Source organism: Streptomyces sp. NPDC048639, assembly GCF_043199075.1.
Taxonomy (GTDB): Bacteria; Actinomycetota; Actinomycetes; order Streptomycetales; family Streptomycetaceae; genus Streptomyces.
In genome coordinates this window covers 284,080-302,541 of sequence record NZ_JBICVP010000002.1, presented here as the reverse complement: position 1 = coordinate 302,541, position 18,462 = coordinate 284,080, and the positions used below count along the sequence as shown (strand labels likewise).

Annotated in this window: 15 protein-coding genes and 1 pseudogene; 8 read left to right on the top strand and 8 right to left on the bottom strand. The window is 72.1% G+C overall.

Going from position 1 to position 18,462, the window contains the following annotated elements; genetic code table 11:
- Positions 1-207 precede the first annotated feature (207 nt).
- Positions 208-1,095: a M23 family metallopeptidase gene (locus tag ACGFNH_RS05720; protein WP_393651760.1), complete on the top strand. Its 888-nt coding sequence runs from the start codon at positions 208-210 to the stop codon at positions 1,093-1,095.
- A 167-nt stretch (positions 1,096-1,262) separates the two neighbouring features.
- Here ACGFNH_RS05720 and ACGFNH_RS05715 read toward each other — a convergent pair whose 3' ends face one another.
- From ACGFNH_RS05715 to ACGFNH_RS05705, 3 genes are all read right to left on the bottom strand, one after another.
- Positions 1,263-1,688, bottom strand: a complete 426-nt coding sequence (locus ACGFNH_RS05715; RefSeq protein ID WP_393651759.1) for an OsmC family protein — start codon at positions 1,686-1,688, stop codon at positions 1,263-1,265.
- A 424-nt stretch (positions 1,689-2,112) separates the two neighbouring features.
- Positions 2,113-2,583 (bottom strand): hypothetical protein, encoded by a 471-nt coding sequence (locus tag ACGFNH_RS05710; RefSeq protein WP_393651758.1) that lies wholly within the window; start codon positions 2,581-2,583, stop codon positions 2,113-2,115.
- 61 nt (positions 2,584-2,644) lie between these two features.
- A complete protein-coding gene (locus tag ACGFNH_RS05705; RefSeq protein ID WP_393651757.1) occupies positions 2,645-3,163 on the bottom strand; it encodes a nuclear transport factor 2 family protein in 519 nt (172 codons plus the stop codon).
- A gap of 208 nt (positions 3,164-3,371) precedes the next feature.
- Between ACGFNH_RS05705 and ACGFNH_RS05700 the strand changes: the two genes are divergently transcribed.
- Both ACGFNH_RS05700 and ACGFNH_RS05695 read left to right on the top strand, forming a co-directional pair.
- Positions 3,372-4,406, top strand: a complete 1,035-nt coding sequence (locus ACGFNH_RS05700; RefSeq protein WP_393651756.1) for a rod shape-determining protein — start codon at positions 3,372-3,374, stop codon at positions 4,404-4,406.
- A gap of 122 nt (positions 4,407-4,528) precedes the next feature.
- Positions 4,529-5,734 carry a D-alanyl-D-alanine carboxypeptidase family protein gene (locus ACGFNH_RS05695; RefSeq protein WP_393651755.1) on the top strand — a complete coding sequence of 402 codons (1,206 nt, stop codon included), beginning with the start codon at positions 4,529-4,531 and terminating at the stop codon, positions 5,732-5,734.
- A gap of 134 nt (positions 5,735-5,868) precedes the next feature.
- Here the strand turns inward: ACGFNH_RS05695 and ACGFNH_RS05690 are convergent, their stop codons facing one another.
- Positions 5,869-6,417 carry a bacterioferritin gene (locus ACGFNH_RS05690; RefSeq protein ID WP_393651754.1) on the bottom strand — a complete coding sequence of 183 codons (549 nt, stop codon included), beginning with the start codon at positions 6,415-6,417 and terminating at the stop codon, positions 5,869-5,871.
- A 326-nt stretch (positions 6,418-6,743) separates the two neighbouring features.
- Complete coding sequence (locus ACGFNH_RS05685) at positions 6,744-8,195, bottom strand: lipase maturation factor family protein (RefSeq protein ID WP_393651753.1); 1,452 nt, start codon at positions 8,193-8,195, stop codon at positions 6,744-6,746.
- A 266-nt stretch (positions 8,196-8,461) separates the two neighbouring features.
- On the opposite strand from ACGFNH_RS05685, the gene ACGFNH_RS05680 reads away from it, so the two are divergent.
- The 4 genes and pseudogenes from ACGFNH_RS05680 to ACGFNH_RS05665 all read left to right on the top strand — a co-directional run.
- Positions 8,462-9,358, top strand: coding sequence for a helix-turn-helix domain-containing protein (locus ACGFNH_RS05680; protein WP_393651752.1), 897 nt, complete (start codon positions 8,462-8,464; stop codon positions 9,356-9,358).
- A 171-nt stretch (positions 9,359-9,529) separates the two neighbouring features.
- Positions 9,530-9,946 (top strand): VOC family protein, encoded by a 417-nt coding sequence (locus ACGFNH_RS05675; protein ID WP_393651751.1) that lies wholly within the window; start codon positions 9,530-9,532, stop codon positions 9,944-9,946.
- 166 nt (positions 9,947-10,112) lie between these two features.
- Complete coding sequence (locus ACGFNH_RS05670; RefSeq protein ID WP_393651750.1) at positions 10,113-10,562, top strand: Crp/Fnr family transcriptional regulator; 450 nt, start codon at positions 10,113-10,115, stop codon at positions 10,560-10,562.
- 528 nt (positions 10,563-11,090) lie between these two features.
- A pseudogene (locus ACGFNH_RS05665) lies at positions 11,091-11,444 on the top strand (DUF402 domain-containing protein); the annotation flags it as partial.
- A gap of 354 nt (positions 11,445-11,798) precedes the next feature.
- Here the strand turns inward: ACGFNH_RS05665 and ACGFNH_RS05660 are convergent.
- Together ACGFNH_RS05660 and ACGFNH_RS05655 are read right to left on the bottom strand one after the other, a co-directional pair.
- Complete coding sequence (locus ACGFNH_RS05660) at positions 11,799-12,824, bottom strand: PHP domain-containing protein (RefSeq protein WP_393651749.1); 1,026 nt, start codon at positions 12,822-12,824, stop codon at positions 11,799-11,801.
- 10 nt (positions 12,825-12,834) lie between these two features.
- The gene (locus ACGFNH_RS05655; RefSeq protein ID WP_393651748.1) at positions 12,835-13,578 is read right to left on the bottom strand and encodes a GAF and ANTAR domain-containing protein; all 744 of its coding nucleotides are present in this window, start codon (positions 13,576-13,578) and stop codon (positions 12,835-12,837) included.
- Positions 13,579-13,776: 198 nt separating this feature from the next.
- Here ACGFNH_RS05655 and ACGFNH_RS05650 point away from each other — a divergent pair, with 198 nt between their 5' ends.
- On the top strand, positions 13,777-15,666 hold the full coding sequence (locus ACGFNH_RS05650; protein ID WP_393651747.1) for a glycoside hydrolase family 15 protein: 1,890 nt from the start codon (positions 13,777-13,779) through the stop codon (positions 15,664-15,666).
- Between the two features lie 66 nt (positions 15,667-15,732).
- Here ACGFNH_RS05650 and ACGFNH_RS05645 read toward each other — a convergent pair whose 3' ends face one another.
- On the bottom strand, positions 15,733-18,333 hold the full coding sequence (locus ACGFNH_RS05645) for a LuxR C-terminal-related transcriptional regulator (RefSeq protein ID WP_393651746.1): 2,601 nt from the start codon (positions 18,331-18,333) through the stop codon (positions 15,733-15,735).
- Positions 18,334-18,462: the final 129 nt, after the last annotated feature.

The window sequence follows — 18,462 nt, the reverse complement described above, 5'->3', positions numbered from 1 at the left end:
CCCGGCTGGTCCGGACGCCGCCATCCGCCGCCGGATCGGCAACCACACCTGAGTCGCGAGGACATGGCCTCCGCAGCCGCCGGCCTCCGGCGCCCGGACACGGACCCCCGCGGTCGTCCGGGCGCCGGAGGTCTGCGGCATGTGAGGGGCGTTGCCGGGTCCGTCGCGGACCCGGCCACCCCGAACCCGTACGGAAAGGACACTCCAGTGAGTCCGGTAGACATACGCCGCCGGAAATCCCCCGGCACCACCCGCCGCAGTACCGCACGCCCCGGCATCGTCCGGCGTCTCCTCCTGTGCGGCGGTGTCGCAGGGGCCCTCGGTCTGGTCCCCGCCGCGGGCACCGCGTGGGCCCTGAGCGAGGAACCGCCCCCGGCCCACCAGCTGCTCGGCCCCGAACAGCAGGCGCCCGCCATGGACGCCCGCGCGACCGCGACCGACGCCTTCCCCGACAGCCCCTGGGAGCCGGAATCCCAGGCGGACGACTACGACCCGGTCCGGGAGGTCTTCCCCGACTTCGACCGGCTGCCCTACGTCAACGGCTACGGCTTGGAGGACGACTCCGACCCCGAGGACCCCACCGAGGGCATCGGCGAGGACGAGAGCGAGGAAGCGGACGAGGACGAGAGCGAGGAAGCGGAGGACACGAGCGCCGAGCAGAGCTCGGACGAACCGCTCGAGGGACCGCAGGGCGCCTGGACCAAGCCCATCGCCTCCGGTGAGGTCTCCGCCGCGTACGGCATCCCCGGGGACTGGATCGCCGGGCACCACACGGGCGTGGACCTCGCCGTGCAGGTCGGTACCCCGGTCCGCTCCGTCGGTTCCGGCGTCGTGAAGCAGGCGGGCGACGGCGGCGACTACGGGACGATGGTGCTGATGCGCATGGACGACGGGCGCTACACCCTCTTCGGCCACCTCTCCAAGGTGCTCGTCAAGCCCGGCAAGCGGGTCGCCACCGGAACCTTGATCGGCTACTCCGGCAACACCGGCAGATCATCGGGCCCGCACCTGCACTTCGAGGTGCGCAAGACGGCCAAGTACGGCTCGGACATCGACCCCGTGTCGTACCTGGCTTCCAAGGGCGTCCGCCTCTGAGAGCGCGCGGGCGTGACGCCGACGCACAGGCGCCGCCGGCCGGATCACCGGCCGGCGGCGCCTGCCGCGTCAGGCGGACTTCGCTCCGGGTACGGGGCTTTGCGTCAACTCGGTGGCGGCCCGGGTGGGGTACCCCGCTCCGGACCGCCGTCGCCGGTTCTTGCGGGTCAGACCAGCTTCGCTGTGAGCGTGATGGTCGTGCCCGAAAGCGCCTGGCTCACCGGGCAGTTGGCCTTCGCGTCCTCGGCGGCGGAGGTGAACCCCGCCTCGTCGAGACCCGGCACCTGACCCTGCACCGTGAGGTGGATGCCCGTGATGCCGGTGCCGGGCTGGAAGGTGACCTCGGCCTGCGTCCGCAATTGCGTCGGAGGAGTGCCGGCCTTGGTGAGACCGTTCGACAGTGCCATCGAGAAGCAGGCGGAGTGGGCGCCCGCGATCAGTTCCTCGGGGCTGGTCTTTCCGTTCGGCTGCTCGGCGCGCGCGGGCCAGGAGACCGGGTGGTCCCCGATCCCCGAGGAGTCGAAGGAGACGGTGCCCTTGCCCTCGAGCAGGTTGCCGTCCCAGACCGTGTGCGCGGTGCGCGTCGTGGCCACGATGAATCCCTCCTGTGGTGCGGGTGAATGTCACCCCGGCCGTGCGCTCGGCACGGCCGACGGTCCCCGACGCGCCGTACGACTCGCCCCGTACGGCACCTCTCAGCGGTCGGGCCAGGCCGGCCGGCGCATCAGGTTGATCCATTCGCGATCGTACTGCCCCGGCACAGCCCTGCCCTGGGACGCCCAGCTCCGGGCCAGCGCCGCGTAGATCGGAGCGTCCGGGAGCAAGGGAACCGTTTCGCCACCCGACGGCCTGAGCAGGGTCCTGCGTCGCGCCGTCACCCGTCGAAGCTGCATCGTTGTCACAGTCAACCAACGCCGCCGAGGCGGTTCGGTCACCTTCGCGGCCCCGCACTCACCCGCACCGGCGCCACCTCGCACATGTCATCGACGGCCGCCGCGCCGCCGTGATCCCGGGCCGTCACCCGTCGTTGGAGGAGGCCGGACCGGTGGGAACCGCGCCGGATGAGGATGGGCCGGACGTCGCGGCGCCCGCGGCCGGGACACTGAACACCACGCTCGCGCTGGGCGGACCGTGAGTGAGCTTCCGGCCCGGCTTCAGCGTCGTGCCCGGGGCACCGCCGCAGCCGGGGGAGGGGTGGAGCTCGGCGCTCAGTTCGGTGTTGTTCCGGAAGGCGGTGGCCGAGCCGTTGCCGAGGGGGTAGCAGATCCCGGCACGCGGGGTGCCGATGGACTGGGTGGGGTCCCGGTCGCCGAAGTCGAAGGACAGCGCCCCGGCCGTGGGGGCCGGGGCCGGTTCGACGGGCTCCGGTGCCGACACGGCTCCCGTGCCGGCGGGTTCGGCGCCCCCCGTCGCCTGAGCGGCAGTGAGCGCCACCGCCACGGCTCCGGCGGCCGCCGCGATCGACACGCATCGGTGCATCACGCTCATATGCCATCTATGGGCGAGCGCGGCGGAGCCCGCAACCGCTGAGGTCCGGCCCGACGGGGCGTCAGCGAGAGTGCGGGTCGAGGTCTTCGGAGGTCCGGCGCCACTTCTCGTGCACCACGACCTCGCGCAGCCGCCATCCTGCGTCCGTGCGGCGCAGACCGAAGGCGTACCGGCCGCCCGAGGTGAAGTTCGGTGCGGTGGGCAGCGCCTCGTCCTCCGATACGTCGGGCCGTGCCGCCGCGATCGGCTCCGTGTCCAGCCGCATCGGATTGATGTAGTCCGCCAGTACCAGTGCGCTGTCCCCGGCCTCTCCGTCCACGCTCTCGATGCGGACCTGCCGGTTCATGATCAGATGCTGACGTACGGGAAAGAGCAGCATCGTCTCCTCCAGCCAGGCCGATACGTCGGCGGCCGGCCCCTCGATCCCGCCCGAGCCGCGGTAGTCGGCGCGGCCCTCCGGGGTGAAGAGTGCGCGGTAGGCGGGCCAGTCGCCGTCGTCGACGGCTCTCGCGTAGCCCGTGATCAGATCGTCGATGGCCAGCCGGTCCAGGAGTCCCGTGAGCTGAGCGCGCTGCGTCATGCGCTCAGTGTTGGGCAGTCGCGGGGCACCGCCAAGGGGCCGGAAGGAGTTCCGTACGCCGGCGAAACCCGGTGAGGGCTGGACGGCGGATACGACGAGCGGATCGTCACACTCTTTCGAGGGAGGGCGGCGGGTGGTGCACGGGAGGGCAGCCGCCGCGGACGGAGTCTGGAGCGACAACTCGTCGCCAGTGGCGAAAGGATCCCCCATGCCTCTGCCTCAGGCCCTCGGCGCGTCCCATCTGGCCGTCGACCTCGGCACCTCCCGCACCCGGATGCGCGGTCCCAGAGGGGCGTCGTTCCAGGGCGCTTCGATGCTGGCCGTGGACACCCGGGCCGGCAAGATCGTGGCAGTCGGCGACTCCGCCAAGCGGATGGCCGGCCGTACGCCCCCCGCCATCGAGACCGTCGCCCCCATCCGCCGCGGAGTCATCACCGACTTCGATGCCGCGACGCGGCTGCTGTGGCACGCCATCGGACAGCAGAGGCGCGGCCGGTTGCGGTCCTGGCTGCCGCCGAGGGTGGTGGCCGGCGTGCCCGCGCAGGCCACCGCGGTGCAGCAGCGGGCCGTCGCGGAGGCGTTCGAGTTCGCCGGCGCCCGCTCGGTCCATCTGCTGCCGAAGGTGACACTGGCCGCCATCGGCGCGGGTGTTCCCGTGTGGGACGCGACCGGGACGCTGGTCGTCGACATCGGCGCGGGCACGACCGAGGTCGCCGCCTTCGCCTTCGGCAACCTCGTGGCCGCGGAGTCCATCACGACCGCGGGCGACGCGTTCGGCGAGGCGCTCCGCGGATATCTCCACCAGGAGCACACCCTCGCCCTCGGCTTCGAGGCAGCGGAGGAGCTGAAGATCCGCCTCAGCCGCGCGGCCGCCACGGGCAGAACGACGTGCGTGGACGTACGCGGCCGGGACCGCATCAACGACCTGCCCAAGACCGCGATCCTGTCGGCCGGGGACCTCATGCGGATCGTCGCCCCGGAGGTCAAGCGGATCGCCGCCTGCGTGAGTGCCGTCATCGGGCGCTGCCCGGCGAGCGTGGCGGACGACATCGTCGACCGCGGTCTGGTGCTGACGGGCGGTGGTGCGTTGCTCGGCGGCCTGCCCGAGCAACTGGGCCGCAGTGTGGGCATGGCCGTCCACCTCGTCGACTCCCCTCACACATCGGTGCTCGACGGCGCCGTCCGCTGGGTCGCGGACTCCGCGACGCCCTCCGGACTGCAGCCGCTCCTCGCCCCCATCTGATCCCTCGGCGATGAGAACCGTCAGTTCTCTTACGACACAAGAGAACTGACGGTGCGTCGGACAATCCCCGGATGGAGCAGGAACTCGCGGCACCGGCCGCCAACCCTTCCTACCGTGCGGATATGGACACGATGTCTGGACTGAACACGCGGACCGGCGCAGCGGCTGTCGCCGTCGCGTGTCTGGCGGTCGCCTGCCCGGCGGCACCGGCTCACGCGGACGGCGAGGGACAGCACCACGCCGTGCCGGCCGCGGTCGGTGGGCCCCTGCTGAGCCGGTCCGGGGTTCAGGTGCTGCCGGGCAAGGCGGCGCGTGAACTCCCCTCAGGGCTCTCGGCCCTGTCCTGGATGGTCTCCGACGCCCGTACGGGGCAGGTGCTCGCGGCGAAGGACGCGCACCGCAGGCTGGCACCCGCCAGCACCCTCAAGACCCTCTTCGCGGTGACGGTGCTCCCGAAGCTGCCGCAGACCGCGCTGCACAAGGTCACGCGGAACGACCTGGCCGACCTCGGCGCCGGCAGCAGCCAGGTCGGCATCCAGCCGGGCAAGTCGTACGCCGTCTCGGACCTGTGGCGGGGGGTGTTCCTGCGCTCGGGCAACGACGCTGTCTCCGCGCTCGCCTCGATGAACGGGTCGATGACCGAGACGATCTCCCAAATGCGTGCCAAGGCAAAGGCGTTGGGCGCGTACGACACCCGTGTGGTCTCGGCCGACGGGTACGACGCCCCCGGTCAGGTCTCGTCCGCCTACGACCTGTCCCTCTTCGCCCTCGCGGGTCTCGCCAACCCGGACTTCGTCCGCTACAGCTCCACCGGGGTCGCCGAGTTCCCGGAGGGGCGCAAGGCGAACGGCAAGGTGAAGCGTCATTTCCAGATCCAGAACACCAACCGGCTGCTGACCGGGGCGCCCGGCCTCGACCCGTACCGCGGGCTCATCGGTGTGAAGAACGGATACACCAGCCACGCGGGCAACACCCTGGTCGTCGCGGCGAAACGCGGCGGGCGGACGCTGGTGGCCACCGTCATGAACCCCCAGTCCGGCGTTCCGAACGCCGTGTACGAGGAGGCCCGTTCGCTGCTCGACTGGGGATTCTCCTCGGCGGGCCGGGTCGCCGCAGTCGGGCGGCTGCAGAGTCCTCCCAGCGTGGCCGTACGGGATGCGGTCCACCCACCCCGTGTCGAGGAGGCCGGCATGGTGAACGACGTGACGGACCATGTGCCCGGCGGGGGCGGGGCGGTGTGGCTCGCGGGTGCCGCGGGGGCCGTGACCCTGTGCGGGGGCGCGCTGTTGCTGCGAATGCGGCGCGGACCGTTCCGCCGGCGGATGTGAGGGGACGGGCGGACCGGAGGACGGAGGTCCGGCCCGTCCGTCCCGCCCTCTCAGGCGAGTCGACGCCGCCCTCCCCTCCGATGCGCCCGGTCCGGGCCCTCGATCCGGCGCCTCGGTCCGGCCCCTCTTCCGGCTCAGACGCCGGGCCTGTCGCGCGGGATCCGCTCCAGCAGCCCCCGCATGTCGTCGGCGTGCTCCTCCTCCTGCCCGAGGATGTCCTCGAAGATGCGGCGCGTGGTCGGGTCACCGGAGCCGATCCACTGTGCGATCTCGGTGTACGCGGCGATCGCCACGCGTTCCGCCACCAGGTTCTCCTTGATCATCTCGATCAGGTCGGGGCTGGCGTCGTACTCGGCGTGCGCGCGGGTCGTCAGCGTGTCCGGGTTGAAGTCCGGTGCGCCGCCGAGCTGGACGATGCGCTGGGCCAGCATGTCGGCGTGGTGCTCCTCCTCCTGGGCGTGCTCGAGGAACTCGGCCGCCACCGGCTCCGAGTACAGGCCGGTGGCCGTGTAGTAGTGGCGCTTGTAGCGCAGCGTGCAGACGATCTCGGTGGCCAGCGCCTCGTTGAGCACCTGGAGCACCCGGTCGAGGTCGGCGCCGTACACATCCGTCACAGGGCCCTTTTCGATCTCGGTGCGGGCCCGTTCCCTGATCGTCTCGATGTCGGTGAGGAAATCTGCCATGTCGTAACCGCCTCTCTCGGGGCGCGGCTCGCTGCCGTGGCCGCTGCGCGTAGCCCGTGTCCCCCGATCGGCCACTGATGTCACGGGTGTTCAGCCGACCGGCCGTACCGCGTGACGCACCGTGCTCCGGGGCGAGGAACCGCGCACGGTCGCGGGCGCGCCCGCTCGGCTGCCGGCTGTGGGAGCAGGGCTTCTGCTCGTCGGGCCGCGCTCAGGGCTCCGAGACATCCCGGAGCCCCCTGTCCAGGAGGAAGGAGGCCGCGATGCGCAAGGACGACGGCGGCCGGTTCCGCACGCCATGACGACCGCCGGTTCCGCGGTCCCGCTCAACGGTCCGCGGGGGTGCTTTCGCCGCGGTCCAGCGCCACGGGCGGGAGGAACTCGCCCACCGGCTCCCGGTGCCACCACGCCCCCGTCTCCTTCCGCTCCTGTCGCGTCGTGAAGCGGTACTGGTAGAGCCGTGCCCGTACGTGCAATGGCGGCTCGTCGGGGAACGGCGAGCTGCGCAGCAGCTTCAGCGTCGCCCGGTCGCCCCGCAGCAGCCGTTCCACGAACGGCAGGAACCACGGCTCCGCGTAGGCGGGAGACAGCGCCGCGAACCACATCATCCAGTCCAGGCGCAGGTGGTACGGCGCCACTTGAGGGGGCAGGCGCACCGGATCGCCGGGCTTGCCCGTGAACTCGTACGCCCGCCACACCGTGTCCCGCGTGACCTCCGGCTCGTCGGTCCCCTCGACCACGATCTCGCGGCGGGTGCGGCTGATGCTCCCGAACGCCCCGTAGGTGTTGACCAGATGGAGCGGATTGAACGAACGGTTCATCTGCTGGCGGCGCGAGAGGAGGTTGCGGGCCGGCCAGTAGCTGAGCACGACGATCAGCGCGGCTGCCGCGATCACCAGGACTTCGAACCACACGGGTGAGCCACCGGTCTCCGGCGGCGCGGGCAGGCCCAGCGCCTCGGCCGTGGGAAGGCCGCCGATCGCGGGCAGGGCCAGCACGATGGTCAGCCAGTTCAGCCATGCGAAGTTCCCGGACGCCACCAGCCAGAGCTGGGTGACGATGATGAGCCCCGCGGCGATGCCGGCCACCGGCTGAGGCGTGAACAGGGCGACAGGAACGACGAGTTGGGCCACATGGTTGGCGGCCACCTCGACGCGGTGCAGCGGCTTCGGCAGATGGTGGAAGTACCAGCTCAGCGGCCCGGGCATCGGCTGGGTCTCGTGGTGGTGGTACAGGCAGGTCAGGTCCCGCCAGCAGCGGTCCCCGCGCATCTTGATCAGGCCGGCGCCGAACTCGACGCGGAAGACCAGCCAGCGCAGCAGCCACAGCATGAGCACGGGCGGCGCGGTGTCGGCGTTGCCCAGGAACACGGCGAGGAAGCCCGCCTCCAGCAGCAGCGACTCCCAGCCGAAGCCGTACCAGGTCTGGCCGACATTGACGATCGACAGATACAGCAGCCAGAGCGCGAACCACATCAGCATCGACGCCCACAGCGGCACCGCATCGGCCGCACCGGCAACCACGGCGGCGGCGAGCGCGGCACCGGTCCAGGCGAGGGCGGCGAAGAACCGGTCCGAGTAGTGGAAGTGGAAGACGCTCGGCGACCGCCGGAACGGCACGCGCGCGACGAAGGACGGGACCGGCAGGATCCCGCGGGCGCCGATCAGTGCGCGGAACTGGTTGGCGGCGGTGAAGAAGGCGACCAGATAGATCGCCGCAAGAGCCCGCTGGAAGACCAGCCTCCCGAACCAGTAACCGGAATCTCCGAACCACTCCATGCGGGCCGCTCCTCGGGCAGTCCTCCGTCGGACGATCTTCCTCTACGACGCGTACCCCGCGGCACGTCTCCCACGGCGCCGCGCGGCGGGATCACCTCGACCGCCCGGTGCGGGGCGGAACCGTACCGGCATGCGGCGGGGCCGCCCTTGACGCGGCGGGGCCGCCCTTAACGGGGTGGGGCCGCGCCGCTGGGGGCCGGGTCCGCAATGCGGCAGGGGCTGCCCGGCTCCTGACGACTGTCGGTGCGGGGTCCTAGGCTGACGGCATGGCCGGACGACCGCCGACCGTCGACGCCGCAGCCGGGCTCCCGGCACCCGCGGTGCGGCCCTATGTGCGGCGGTATCTCGGCTATCGCTACCTCGGCTTTCCTCCGGGCGTCCATGTGGGCCTGCCGTCGGCCTGGCTGACCGTGGTCATCAGCCTCGACGAGCCCACGCGGGTCGCACAGACCCCGGGAGCGGCCGCCACGGCGTACGCGGCACTGGCCGGAGGACTGGACACACGGCCGGTCGCCATCGCCCACGACGGCGACCAGTACGGCGTACAGCTCGAACTCTCGCCGCTGGGGTGCCGCGGGCTGCTGGGGCTGCCCGCGGCCGGGCTCGCGCGTGCCGTCGCCGACCTCCCGGACCTGCTGGGGCAGGCGCCGGCCCGAGAACTGGCGGAGCGGATGGCGGAAGGGCGCTCGTGGGCGAGCCGGTTCGCCGTACTCGACGAGGTGCTGGGGCGGGCGATCCGCCGCGACGCGGGGGCACCGGCCGCCGAGGTCGAGAGGGCCTGGCGGTGCGTACGGGACTCGGGCGGAGCCGTGGGCATCGGGGAGATGGCGGCCGAGATCGGGTGGAGCCGGCGCCATCTGACCGCGCGCTTCACGGCGGAGTTCGGGCTGACCCCGAAGGACGTCGCCCGTGTCGTCCGATTCGAGCGCGCCAAGCGTCTGCTGAGCGGCACCGCGCGGCCCGGCCTGGCCGAGACGGCGGTTGCCTGCGGCTACTACGACCAGGCGCATCTGGCCCGCGACTGGCGCGAGCTGGCCGGTATGCCGCCCTCGGCCTGGCTCGCGGCCGGAGACCTCCCGCCCGTGGAATTCGGCACCGATGCTGCCGCATCCGTCCGTGCCGGCGCATCCGCCCCCGACCGCGGTGCCTCCGGCCCGCGCTGAGCTCCCCGTCACCGACGCCCTCGCCGCCGTCCCGGTCGTCCACAGAGTCCTCAGCGCCCTCGGCGTGTGCCGGCCCCCGCCGGGCGCCGCGAAAATCGTCCGGAAGCCGCCGACCTGCCGAGTTCCCATTCGTCCAAGCCAGTGCCATTCCCCGCCGCACAGCATGGCCGCATGACCGATGAAACGCTCGAACGCAACCGCACCCGTACATCGATGTGGCCGACCATGACCTATCGGGACGCCCCTGCCGCCATCCGCTTCCTCACCGAGGCCTTCGGATTCGAGACGACGGCGCTCCACACCGGCAAGACCGACGACGAGGTCGTCCACGCCGAGCTCCGCCGCCCCGACGGCGCCGGCATCATGCTCGGCAGCACCCGTCAGGACAGCGCCATCTGCGGCCTGCCCCCGCGCACCGGCTCCGTCTACGTGGTCACCGACGAGCCCGACGCCGTCTTCGCCCGCGCCACGGCCGCCGGTGCCGTCGTGGTCCAGGGCCTGGAGGACACCGACTACGGATCCCGCGGCTTCACCGTCCGGGATCCCGAGGGCGTCTTCTGGAGCTTCGGGACCTACGCCGGGGCCTGATCCCGCCCCGTTCCCGCCCCGTTCCGGGCCCGAACCGGGCCACGCGGGGCCCGATCCTCCGGCCAGGGATGGCGGCGGCGGGCGATCGTGGGTCCAATAGGGGTAACCAGGTGCTCGTCGCCCGGCGGCCCTGGCAGTGGCTTCGGAGGCGAGGAGGCTCGCGCTCATGACTACTGCGCCCCGTTTTCTGCGGTCCTTGCCGGCTGACGCCCGCGACCGCCTGATGGAACTCGCCCGGGAGGTGTCCTTCCCCCAGGACGCCGAGATCTTCCGGGAGGGGGGTAGAGCGGCCGGCTTCTGGATCATCCGCTCCGGGGCGGTCACCCTCGATCTGCGGGTGGCCGACCGGCGGCGAGCGGCCGTGGCAACCCTCGGGCCGGGCGATCTGCTCGGCTGGTCCTGGCTGTTCCCGCCGTACCAATGGGACTTCGGCGCCGAAGCGCTGAGCCCGGTACGGACGTATGCCTTCGATGGCGCGCAGGTGCGGTCGATGTGCGAGGAGGATCCGGCGCTGGGGCTGGTGATGATGCGCACGGTCGCGGAGATCCTCGCCCACCGGTTGCAGGCCGCCCGTACGCGCCTGCTGGAGCTGTCGCCGTACACGTTCACGGCGTGACCTGTTCCTGCGTGACTCTCCGGCATGGCCCGCTCCGGCGTGGTGTCGCGTGGCATCGCGTGGTGTCCGTCCGACCGGTCCGACGTGGCACAAGCCTGTGGCGCCCGCCGGAAGAAGGAACGGGCGCCACAGGGGGCGGGGCAGGAGGGCCGGGGGCTGCTCCGGCCCCTCCGCCACGCGCTCACGTCGGTCGGCGGAGATGCCGCCGACCGGCCGTCGCTCCTTCAACGTGGCGGCCGCGGTGAGGTTGCGGTCTGCTCACGAACGAGTGGTCGCCCGGCTGACGTCGCACCGCTGGACGAGTGACGTTCCACGCGCCTGTCGCCGTATCGGGAGTACGGCTCGCCAAGTTGTCCCCGTGGCTTGGAGCATCTCTTGACCGCCGGCCCCGCGTCCGCGTCCACCCACCGCGCGCACCATCCGCCCGTCGCTCGTTCCACCGCGGTCCGGGCAGGCGGAGGAGGAGCTGCAGGCTGTCTTCCGGGTACGTAGCGGGAGTCCATCGCAGAGATCCGGAGAGGGGTGGCAGTACGCTTCACGCACGGCGACGTCTTCACCGAGCACTACTGGCGCGACCGCTGGTACGCGGTCAAGGAGGTGCGGAGCGCGGACGGCCACCTCAAGGGCTGGTACTGCGACGTCGCCCGCCCCGCAAGCGTGGAGCAGGGCGGGCTCGTCGTCGAGGACCTGTATCTCGACCTGTGGGTGTCCGCGGACGGCGCGACCGTTCTGCGTCTGGACGAGGACGAGTTCCTGGAGAGCGGCCTCCCGGAGCGCGACCCGGCGGCAGCGGGCCGGGCCCGTGACGCGCTGGACGACCTCGAACGCCTCGCCCGCGAGGGCGGGTTCACCGCACTCCTCGACCTGCCGACGGGGCGATGAAGGGGGCGACGGGCGGTCGCTGCCGTCACTTCCGACGGGGTGAAAGCTCCTGTCCCGGCCAGGAGCGGGCAGCAGGGGGGTGCGCCTGGAGCGGGTCCCGTGATGCAGCGGGAGGGCCCTCGCCGTGACCGCGGGTCGGCTCCTCCGGCCGGGACAGGAGTCGTGCCGGACGCCGCAGCACCTCACCAGCGTGTCTGCGAAGCCTTACCAAGTTGATCACATCTGCTGTCCGCGTACGTGCGGAACAGGGCCGCACGTCTCGGTGATTCGCCCGACACGGTGATGACGACCGGCAATTGTACGAATCACTGCAACGGCGTCCGGGTGCCGGAGGCGGTGGCAGATCACCGGCCATCAACCCCGGGACGGGGCCTCGCGTGTGCGCGTCCAGGTCAACAGCCCTTGTTCCGACCAGGTGTTGATGACCCGCTCCGCCGGGACGCCGCACTCGCCCGCCCTCGCGCAGCCGTTCACCTGCCAGTCGAGCTGTCCCGGCGCGTGCGCGTCGCTGTCGATCGCGAAGAACACCCCGGCGTCGACGGCCTGCCGCAGGAGCCGGCGGGGCGGATCCAGGCGCTCGGGGCGGGAGTTGATCTCCACCGCCGTCCCGGACTCCGCGCAGGCGGCGAACACCGCGTCCGCGTCGAACTGCGACTCCGGCCGGCTGCTCAGGAGCCGCCCGGTGCAGTGTCCCAGGACGTCCACGAGCGGATTGCGGACCGCCGCGACCATACGCCGCGTCATGTACGGGCGCTCCATGCGGAGTTTGGAGTGCACCGAGGCGACCACCAGGTCGAGCCGGTCGAGCAACTCCGGCTCCTGGTCCAGGGCGCCGTCGGCGAGGATGTCGACCTCGATACCGGTCAGCAGCCGGAACGGGGCGAGTTCCTCGTTCACGGCGGCGACCACGTCGAGTTGCTCGCGCAGCCGCTCCGCGGACAGTCCGCGGGCGACCGTCAGCCGGGGGGAGTGGTCCGTCAGCACCGCCCACTCGTGGCCCAGTCCTGCGGCGGTCCGGGCCATCACCTCGATCGGGCTGCCGCCGTCCGACCAGTCCGAGTGCAGATGGCAGTCGCCGCGGAGCGCCGCGCGCAGCTCGGCCGCGCCCGCGTCAAGCGGCTCCCGCTCGCTCTCCGTCTCCAGCTTCGCCAGGTAGTCCGGCACCTCTCCGCGCAGGGCCTCCCGAACGACCTTGGCGGTCTTCGGCCCGACGCCCTTGAGGGACTCCAGCGCGCCGGTCCCGGCGCGCCGCTCCACCTCCTCGGGGGGCAGTTCCGCCAGAACCCCCGAGGCCGTACGGAAGGCACGGACGCGGTACGTGGGTGCGCCGGAGCGTTCGAGGAGGAACGCGATCCGGTCGAGGGCCTCCAGCGGATCCATCGCACACCCCCTACGTCCGGGCCGCGCCCGCGAAGTCCGCCGGGCCCAGCTCCGCCGGGTTCTGACCGGTCGAGACGACGTGCAGGGCGATCTCGCGCAGCTTGACGTTGAGGCTCTGCGACGCGCGTACGAGCATGCCGAAGGCCTCGCGCGAGGTCACCCGGTGGCGCTCCATGAGGATGCCGGTCGCTTCCCCGATGACCTGGCGGCTGGCGACGGCGTTGGAGAGGTTCTCGACCGCGGTGGCGGTGGAGAGGGCGATCGCGGCGTGGGTCGCCAGGACGGCCATGGTCTTGGCGGTGTCAACGCTGAAGGCGCCCGGCTCGGTCGACAGCAGGTTGAGGCGGCCCGAGATGTCCCGCTCCTGAGTCAAGCGGCAGCTCAGCATGGAGCCGATGCCCAGGCGGGCCGCCTCGCCCGCGAACCGGGGCCACCGCCGCTCGGCGGTCATGTTCTCGATCCTGACCACCGGCTCGGCGGGGCTGCCGCCGCTCTCGAGGAGGCAGGGGCCCTCGCCGGCCTCGGTCTGGGCGAGGTCCACGGCCGGCACGAGCGGATGGGTGTACGCGGGGCTCTCCAGGGGCCTGCCGCGCCGCAGCAGGGTGACCCCGGCGTACTGGGCGCCGTCCGCGGTGGTCGCGGCCAGCTCCGTGATCTCCTGCAGGACCTGGTCGCGTGAGGGCTGCCCGTGCAGGGCCTCCGCCATGGCCGCGAACGCCTCCGACAACCACAGTGCGGACCCGGCATCGCCCATCCCGGAACCTCCTCGTCGAGAACCGGATATCCAGCCTGTCCATTGGCAAATTACCCAATAGATCACATTTTGCCCCGCAGGTGGCGGGGAGTCCGGCCCGGGACCCTCATGAAGGACGAACGGCGCTCCCTCGCCGGACACCGATCTCACCCCTCCCGGGTGATGCCGTCACTGCCCCCGCATGGCGACGGTAAGCGCATGGACGACTACCCGCTGATCGCCGACCACGGGCTGATCGGGGACCTGCAGACGGCCGCGCTGGTGTCCACGGACGGGACCATCGACTGGTACTGCTGCCCCCGCTTCGACTCGCCCAGCGTCTTCGGCTCCCTGCTCGACCACAAGAACGGCGGCCACTTCCGTGTGCGCCCCGTCCAGGACGAGTACTCCGTCAAGCAGCTCTACCACCCCAACACCGCCATCCTCATCACCCGGTTCATGACCGAGGACGGCGCCGGCGAGGTGGTCGACTTCATGCCGGTCTCGGAGGAGCGCAAGGCCACCCGGAACCACCGCATCGTGCGCATGCTGCGCTGTGTGCGGGGCGAGATGGAGTTCGCGGTGGACCTCGTCCCGCGGTTCGACTACGGCCGCAAGCCGCACCAGCTCCACGCCTTCGAGCGTGGCGCGGTCTTCTCCGGCGACGGCATGGAGCTGACCGTCCACACCGTGCGGGAGCCCGAGGACTCGCGCCCCGCCCGCGTCACCCGCGTCGAGAGCGAGGGCGGCGGAGGCATCCGGGCCTGGCTGCCCCTCAAGGCCGGACAGCAGCGCGGGCTGGTGCTGGAGTCCTACGCGGACGGACCGCCCCGGGAGATCGGCACCGCGGAGTTCCAGAAACTCTTCGACGACACCGTCCATTACTGGCGGAGCTGGCTGCGCCGTTCGCAGTACATCGGCCGCTGGCGGGAGGCCGTGGAGCGGTCGGCGATCACGCTGAAGCTCATGACGTACGCCCCGAGCGGTGCGCTGGTGGCCGCGCCGACCGCAGGGCTGCCCGAGCAACTCGGCGGCGAACGCAACTGGGACTACCGGTACACCTGGATCCGCGACGCCTCCTTCTCCGTCTACGCGCTGCTCAAGCTGGGCTTCACCGAGGAGGCCGGGGCATTCATCGGCTGGCTGCGCGACCGCGTCTCCGAGAAGGCCGGGGGCAAGGAGGGCCCGCTGAGCATCATGTACCGGGTCGACGGCTCATCGGACCTGACCGAGGACGTGCTCGACCACTGGGAGGGCTACCGCGGATCGCGCCCCGTGCGGATCGGCAACGCAGCCTCCGACCAGCTCCAGCTCGACATCTACGGCGAGGCGCTGGACAGCATCTACTTCGCCGACCAGCGAGGCATCCAGCTCGACCACAAGGCCTGGACCTCGCTCAGCACCATCATCGACTGGCTCGCCGAGCACTGGGACCAGCCCGACGAGGGGATCTGGGAGACCCGCGGCGGCCGCCAGGACTTCACGTACGGCCGGCTGATGTCCTGGGTCGCCTTCGACCGGGCGGTGCGGCTGTCCATCGAGCGCGGGCGCCCCGCGTCCCTGCAACGCTGGATCACCGAACGCGATCTGATCTACCAGCAGATCATGGAGCAGGGGTGGAACCCCGACCGGAAGGCGTTCGTGCAGCACTACGGCAGCGATGTGCTGGACTCCTCCCTGCTGCGGATGTCCACCGTCGGCTTCATTGCCCCGCACGACCCGCTGTGGGTCTCCACGCTCTCGGCCATGGACGAGGAGCTGGTCTCCGACAGCCTGGTGTACCGCTACAACCCGTCGGCCTCGCCCGACGGACTGCACGGCGCCGAAGGGACCTTCTCGCTCTGCACGTTCTACTACGTCGACGCGCTGGCCCGGGCGGGCAAGCTCGACCAGGCGCGGCTGGCCTTCGAGAAGATGCTCACGTACGCCAACCACCTCGGGATGTTCTCCGAGGAGGTCGCCCTCACCGGCGAGCAACTGGGCAACTTCCCGCAGGCGTTCACGCACCTGGGCCTGATCGACGCCGCCATCACGCTCGACGCGATGCTGAACCGGGCCGAGCGGACCGCGGTCGGCGCCCCCACGGCACCGCCGGGCATGGCCGCGTGACACCGCCGGCCGCACCGGGCACGTGTCCGGTGCGGCCGGACGTACGCGATGCTCGCCCGATGACCGCTACAGCAGGCCCTGTTCACGGGCCGAGGCGACGGCATCGCGGCGGCAGCCCACCTGCAACTTCCGGTAGATGCTGCGCAGATGGGTCTTGAGGGTGTTGACCGAGACGAACAGATCCGCCGCGATCTCCTCCAGCGTGAGAAGCGAGGGGAGCTGTTGAAGGAGTGCGGTCTCGCGCGGCGTCAGGGTCACGGCCGCGGCGGTCTCCCCGCCGTTGGGCATGATCCGCAGCACCTCGGTCGCGAACGGTTCGAGCGGCCCGGTGCCCGGCAGCGAGCGGACGAGCAACTTCCGCAGACCGGGTGCCGACACACGGAAGGGCCGCAGCGCCTGGCGGGGCCCGGCGAGCTCCACCGCCTCGCGCAGTGCGTGCGCCGCGCGAGGCTCCTCGCCGTACGTCGCGCACAGACGGGCCTCCAGCAGCCAGGCCTCGATGAGCGTGCTGACGACGACCGGTTCCGCCGATCCGTCCAGGGCCCGTCGCAGCGCCGACCGCGCCGACTCGCCCTGCCCCCGGGCCGCCAGGACGGCGGCTTCCAGCACGGTGGTCTCCGCACTGCCGTCCAGCCGGACGCGGGCCCTCTCCAGCGCCTCCACCGCCCACGGGTGACGGCCGGCGGTCAGCGCCATCTCGACCTCCGCCACCGCGCCGAAGGCGACCAGTTCCGGCATGAGCGGCCGGTCCGCGCATCCCGCCCACGCACGGCGGAGGTCGAGCAGGCCCTGGTGGCGCTCACCGAGCTCGTAGGCGGTGACCGCGCCGACCATACGGGCGCCGAACTCCATGCTGGGGTCGGCCTGTCCGCGGACGGACTGCCGCGCCAGCCGCGAGTAGCGCTCGGCGAGGGCGGAGTCCGCCTGCTGCAACTCGGCCCAGGCGGCGGCCTCGTAGGCCGGAGCGCACAGCGCGGTACGTTCCCAGCCGCGCGCCAGGGCGAAGGCCGCGGCCTCCTCGCCGAGGTGCGCGGCGCGCGCGAAGCTGCACTCGGCCGCGGCAACCGCGGCCAGGCAGCTCATGCACTGCGCGGTGAGATGGTCGAGGCCGCGCCGTACGGCAATGGTGAGCGCCGACTCCAGGCCGGCCTTGCCCTGCCCGAGGTGGCCCAGTTCGACATGGACCATCCCGCGGTCCGCCATCGCCAGTGCTGACAGATCGTCACCCTCCAGTGCGCCCAGGGAAATCGTCTCGGCGATGTGCAGCGCCTCCGACAGACTGCCGCCCATCCGGGCCCGCTTGAGCCGGGCGATCTGGCGCAGTGCCCGCACGCGAGGGTCGGCGGGGTGCGGCTCCGTTCGCGCGTGCAGGGCGAGATGGCGGCTGCCGCTGACGACGTCACCCGCGTCCAGGTCCGCCAGGGCGGCGGCCAGCAGGAGCCCGGGCTCGGCGATCATGGCCGGTTCGGGCAGTTCCTCCAGCAGCCGCCGTACGGTCCCTCCGCGGCCGGACATCACCAGCCCGGTGGCGTGCCGCTCCATCAGCGTCGAGGCACGGGCGAGATCGGACGCGGCGAGGGCCTGCCGCACGGCTTCGACCGGCAGGTCGTGGGCCTCGTACCAGTCCGCCGCGATGCGGTGCAGTTCGGGCACCGTGCGGGGGTGGCGGCGGCGCAGCTCCGCGTAGAGATGGCTCCGCAGCAGTGCGTGGTAGCGGTGCCAGGCGGCGCCGGGGCCGGAGCGGCTGATGAGGACGTTGCCCCGGTACAGCCGGTCGAGCATCGCGGCCGCGTCGTGGCGTCCTGTCAGGGCGGAGGCGAGTTCGGCGGAGAGCCGTTCGCAGACGCTCGTACGGAGCAGGAACTCCCGCTCCGCGGGCGGGCTCCGGGACAGGATCTCGCCCGCGAGGTAGTCGGCAACGCTCCGCTCGTCGCCGCTGAACCCGGCGATGAACGCGCTCGGGTCGGGGGCCAGCCGCATCGACACCGCGGCGAGCCGCAGGCCGGCCGGCCATCCTTCGGTGAGCCGCATGAGCCGGGCCAGATCGCGCGGTGCCGGCTCCAGCCCGTACTCCCGCAGCAGCTCGGCGGTCTCCGCCTCGGTGAAGCGGAGCGCCTCCTCGCGTATCTCGTGCAGCAGGCAGGCGAGCCGGAGGCGGTAGAGCTGGAGCGGCGGGTCGCGGCGGGAGGCCAGGACCAGGCGCAGCCAGGCGGGCTGGTGGCGGATCAGGAGTTCCAGCCCGTGCAGGGCCAGCGGGTCGTTCAGGGCCTCGAGCCCGTCGAGTACGAGGACGACCCGGGTCTGCGCTTCGGGTGCCGCGATGTCGCCGGGCGGGACGGCGAGCGAGGCCAGCGCCGGTTCCTGGACGGCCCCGGTCGCGAGCAGGGCCGACCGTACGGCGTGCCAGAGGTGGCGGGGGTCGTTGTCGTCACCGTCGACGCGGACCCAGGCCACGGGGGAGCCGGTGGTGAGTACCCATGCGGCGAGGAGCATGGTCTTGCCGTAGCCGGCGGGGGCGCAGACCAGGGTGACGGGCTGGGCAGCCGCCGTATCGAGGGCGGCGTGCAGCCGTTCCCGGGTGATCAGGGTGGGAGTCGTCCCGGGAACCGTGATCTTCTCCGACGGAATCCGCACCCCCGTGGAGCGCGGACCACGTCTTTCGCCCATATGCCCACGGTATGGCCGCCTCCCCGGGCCCTCAACTCGGACCCGGCGGCCCAGGCGCGCACGGGGGCGCGCCAGGCCCCTGCGCCCGGCCTTCCGCACCGTCCGGCGACTTCACCCCTGACGGGTGAG